This window comes from Mesotoga infera, assembly GCA_011045915.1.
In the GTDB taxonomy this organism is placed as follows: Bacteria; Thermotogota; Thermotogae; order Petrotogales; family Kosmotogaceae; genus Mesotoga; species Mesotoga infera_D.
Genome location: DSBT01000077.1, coordinates 1 through 4,719, shown reverse-complemented (window position 1 = coordinate 4,719; position 4,719 = coordinate 1). Strand labels below are relative to the sequence as shown.

General features: G+C 45.8%; 3 protein-coding genes and 1 pseudogene. All 4 read right to left on the bottom strand.

Annotated features, from left to right (window positions below; genetic code table 11):
- Positions 1-160 precede the first annotated feature (160 nt).
- Positions 161-1,066: a helix-turn-helix domain-containing protein gene (locus ENN47_02590; GenBank protein ID HDP77074.1), complete on the bottom strand. Its 906-nt coding sequence runs from the start codon at positions 1,064-1,066 to the stop codon at positions 161-163.
- A 119-nt stretch (positions 1,067-1,185) separates the two neighbouring features.
- Positions 1,186-1,921, bottom strand: a pseudogene (locus tag ENN47_02585) (4Fe-4S binding protein).
- Positions 1,922-1,943: 22 nt separating this feature from the next.
- Positions 1,944-2,489, bottom strand: coding sequence for a PadR family transcriptional regulator (locus ENN47_02580; GenBank protein ID HDP77073.1), 546 nt, complete (start codon positions 2,487-2,489; stop codon positions 1,944-1,946).
- A 1,116-nt stretch (positions 2,490-3,605) separates the two neighbouring features.
- Positions 3,606-4,328: a lysophospholipase gene (locus ENN47_02575; protein ID HDP77072.1), complete on the bottom strand. Its 723-nt coding sequence runs from the start codon at positions 4,326-4,328 to the stop codon at positions 3,606-3,608.
- Positions 4,329-4,719 lie beyond the last annotated feature (391 nt).

The following is a 4,719-nucleotide window of genomic DNA, read 5'->3' as shown; positions in this document are numbered from 1 at the left end:
CCCTAATTAACGATTCTTTCTAGCAACAGACGTCGCAGATGCGACGGAGTTGATTTGATTACAGAGAGTTAGTGCCTAGAAACAGTAGTACTTGAAAGTTCAATGATTATCGACTTAAAGGAAGTCCAACAGTAAGCCCCGGCGCCAGGGGCTTTTGCAACTATTTCTTCAGAGGCTTTACTGGACGATAGATAGCGTAGCCATAGTCTTCTGGGTCGCTCCTCTGGTAGATCGGATTATTAGTGTTCCATTCATAACCCGAGTCTTCGGGATTCCAGTTCCATGCAAGCTCATTGACAGTTGACATGACTGCGGTGTTGTTTTCCTCGTAATTGTAAGGCGGGTAGTAGAAGACTACATACTCACTCTCTGGAACGACAGTACACTCCATACCTTCGGGAACCTCTCCGCTGTAATCTAGCGGTACTTCGATTCCGTAAAGATAGCCGCGCTTCTCTCCCTCGAAATACCATCCGCCGATCTGACCGTGAAGGCTATGAATGCTTTCGAGCAAACCCGTCACTGTGTGACAGTCCTGACCGGGAATGCCTTCCTGAAGTTCCCAGAAGTGGAAGTATCCCTTAGCGTTGATGTTCCTGATTCCGATGAACTTGTGTGTGGGAAGTCTTTCGATCTTCACTTCAATCCTTTCCATTTCCTTTTCGCTCAAGCTGCACCTCCTTTTGATGCCCAGAAAGTGGGGGTCGTAGACGATCCTTTTCAGCAGGAGGGGAATAGGCTTTGGGGACATTCTGAACTCTTTCGGTGAAATAGAATATGCTTTCTTGAACGATCTGCTGAAAGCCGCCTGCGAGGAAAAACCGTTGTCGATACCTATCTCGGCGATAGACTTCTCTGTGTCTCGAAGCTCCAGCGCGGCCTTGCAGATCCTTCGAAGCCGGACGTAATCTCTCAGCCTAATCCCGGTAAGAGCATGGAACTTCTTTGTACAGTAGAATGGCGAGTAGAAAAGGTTCTCGCTCACTTCCGAGAGAGTCGGCCCATCTTCTAGATTTCGCTCGATTAGCTCTATGATCTGCTGAACGTTTTCGTGCCATTCGTACACAGCGATCCCCTCCTGAGACAAATATATCTGAAACGAGGGCCGAATTCTTGATTTGAGTTGCACTATTCGCAACTTCAGTCACTCTGAATTCTTTAGACTATCAGAAAGACAGATTCAAGCTATCCTTTAGAATAGGAAAAGCGAATCACACTGTTAGGACAAGCATCAATGCATTCGCCGCATAAGATGCACTCGCTGTTCCCCATTTTGTTCACTTCTACCATTTTTTGGACATCAAGACTCATTGGACACGCTTTTGTGCATGCCCCGCAACTTACGCACTTTTTTGTCGCTCTTCAGTCGAAGGGCAGGATAGTCGGCAGCATTCCTGATCTTCCTTCCAATGACCATGAATGGAGCTATCCAGCAAAAAGCGTGGCATCCAGCTCTTTTCCCTGCGAGCAGAGACATCATAAGAAAAGCTCCGACCACCGTTAGGTAGATCATATAGTTTGCCGGTTCTGCTACGGAAATCCCAGTCTCCATCATAAAGAATGGGTCTATCTTCTTTACTCCTCCCGCTTTTACGAAAAGGAATATTATTATTGTGATCCAGGGGGACCATACTATCAGGTACTTGATCCAGTCGAGCCTCCCGATATTTGGCCTTTTGCCGTTAACCATGAAAGCGATCTCCTGAATAGCGCCGGCAGGACATATCCATCCGCAAAAGAGCCTTCCCAGAAAGAGAGAAGAAAGAAACAGCGTTGCGAAAGTTATCATGCTTCCTGCAACGATACCTCTTGAGGCACCCAGAATTATTAGATAGGGCGAGAAATAATTGAGCGTTATTGGAAACAGAATCATCGAAATTAGCAAGACGGTTTTGCGAACTCGTTGTCTCTTCTTGATCATTGTTTTTCACCTCGCCTTCGATTCATGAATTGCCGAGTAGTGCGAGCGCTTCTTCGCACCAGTCTATCCATGCCTGATACGTCTTCTTTCCAAACAACACGGTTACCAGCTGATAAGGGTGGTCGGGATGATCTTCCAAGACCTCTCTCAGATTTCGTTCAAATATTTCCATGAGTTTCAGCTTTTTTTTCAGACTCTCTCTAAAATCATCGACGTGTCTCTTGATAGTCTCCGTTGATGTATGATTCCCGAATGATAGCTTGAGCAACAATTCAGATCTCAGTCTCTCGGTCTCGACCGGTTCTTCAAGCCACTCTCGAAGGATTGCCATCCCCTTTTCGGTGATCTTGTATACAGTCTTGTCCGGCTTTCCCTCTTGAGCAACTCGTTCGCTCCCAAGCAACCCTTCTCTCCGCAGTTCTTTCAGTGTGGGATAGATCTGGCCGAAACTCTCGTTCCAGTAGAAACTAAGCCTTTCTTCTATCCGCTTCTTGATTTCATATCCCGAGAGGTCTTCCTGACTGAGAATGCCAAGAATGGGATATTTGGTCTTGTTAGAACGGGCCATCTCTTCACCTCTAATATCTAAAAGATATATATCTATAAGATATATTATCACAATAGCTGGATGTATGCATAGACTTTTCCTCGCAAGCGATTAACGCCTTAATGAATTTCGAAAAACCTTGCGGTATGTTATAGGAAAGGCTTTTGATAAAGCTCGATTTTCGAGGCTGCGAATCTGCAATGATCCTTATATGAGGTGTAAATCGAATGAACCAGAATCCCATAACAGTCATACAGACTAATAAAGAGCAAAATTGTCTGTTCAGAAGATGTGATAGAATTTTCTCGGTCGGGTGTTTTGAAAAAGCAAAGAGCCCCGGTCGATGTGGACCGTCGACGGTCAATGATTTTCAATTCTCGTCTTCTCGCGAGTGGAGCGGGAGTCTCGACATACTCTTTCTCGATACATTCTCTCTTCTGCCCGCGAAGCGGAACTGGCCTCGCCGAAGGCGAGACTGTCTCTTAGATACTCCTGAGGACCCTTTTTACGCGTTGAGATTCTGAGCAGGATCATCTCAGAATGACTTGAAGAAGGCGAATAACCTGAAACAAGAGAAGACTTTTGTCCCCAGCGACTTGTGCCAACTCCTTACTTCATCATCCCGCATAGCCTTCCCAATGAGCATGAACCGGCTGATTGCTGATGAAAACAACGTTGCCAGTCAACTGTCCACCGTCCACCGACCGAGCAGCAGCCGTCAAAGAGAAAAACATTGTTCTTTGTTTCAGAGCAAGGATCCTTTCTTCGTTATTGGTCAAGGTCAGATCAAAGAGATGCTTGTTTAAGCTTCATTCCAATCTGACTGGTTTCTTCTCTCTCTCTTCTCTCGTGAGCGTAGCGAACCTCTCCACACGCTCTTTCTCAATGGTCTTTGTTTGCCCAACGAAGTGCGACTGGCCCGCGTTAGCAGACTGGCTCCTGAAGATCCACTGTACGCTTAAGAACGAAGACCCGCTGATCGCTGCTAAACAGAGACATCATCTCTGCTCTCCCTCAGTCATCCCGTAGTGGTTCTGTACGGGATCTCGTACTGGGAGCCTCTGTACGCTTAAGAACGAAGAACCGCTGATCGCTGTGAAGAGCCGTCCTTTGTTCCAAGTGTGAGCACTGAAGGAATCAGCTATCTGGAAGCGAAAGCTTCCTCAAGAACTCCGAGGCGCAATCTTTGATCAGGGTTGCTCCCGCGGTATTTTGATGAACATGATCTACCGTCAATAGAAATCTATTTTCCTGCGAGAGAGCGTCCCAGCTCTTTCTAAACAAGATGTGTTTGAATATCATTTTCAATGTGAATTCCCAGGAGATTTCCCGCCCTGACGATGGTCTTTTGTCTGCCTCTTTCAGGTAATCGCGCTGACGTTCGTTGAGATCCATATAGCACAAGTCCATCTGTGAGGTTATCTTCTTGATCAGTTCAGAATACTCAACGCTTCTCTTGAAGAGGACATGTTCGGAATCTTCTGTGATCAAAGGTAACGACATTACGCCTATATGAGCAATGGAAGAGGTCTTGAGCCTTTGGAGGATCTCAGCGAGGTTTCTGGCGTAGCTCTCTCTTGAAGGTCTCTCGGGTAGTCTGTTTTTTCTGATATAGGCTTTCATGGTCTTTTCTGAGTAGGTCGCCCACACGTCATTTGTTCCTACCAGGAGAATAGCAATATCTGGCTTCATGCTGGTCACATTCTCGATTCTCTTGAGAACATCATAAGAGAGGTTTCCATTCACTCCACTATTTAAAAACCTAAACTTTCCCCCAAATTCGCTTTTCAGCATCTCGAAGTAGCTTGCACCCACTCGACCATAGGTAATACTATCTCCAATACAGGCAACGGTATCCATGAGCAATCTCCTCATTTTCACTTCATACTATTATAGTCTTTCATAGTTTTATCCACGTAGATAATCTACCGGTTTGAAAGCCCATAATAAGACAGACTTTTCATAGGAAGGAAAGCCTGTCGGTGATTAGCATTATTGAGAGAGCAGTCTTCCAGAAAGAAACGGCGCCCGTCGCGAGGACAGGCGCCCATTTATAGAATTTCTTAGAAGCACTCAAGAAAATGCCACGCAATCCACTCATAGATCTTTGTGGTGGTACGTCTCTTTCTCTTTTCGTTTTTCCGCTTGCTCAGCTCTTATCAGATTCTTTGCTGTCAAAGTTGCGTTGGAGCATTCGGTTTTGGTCAACCAATCAGTCCCCACCAATCGCTGTAGAATTCATAAGTTGTCT

What these genes read in the sequence shown, in the direction of transcription:
- ENN47_02580 (HDP77073.1), bottom strand. Translation starts at nt 2,489, where the DNA reads ATGGCCCGTTCTAACAAGACCAAATATCCCATTCTTGGCATTCTCAGT.
- ENN47_02575 (HDP77072.1), bottom strand. Translation starts at nt 4,328, where the DNA reads ATGGATACCGTTGCCTGTATTGGAGATAGTATTACCTATGGTCGAGTG.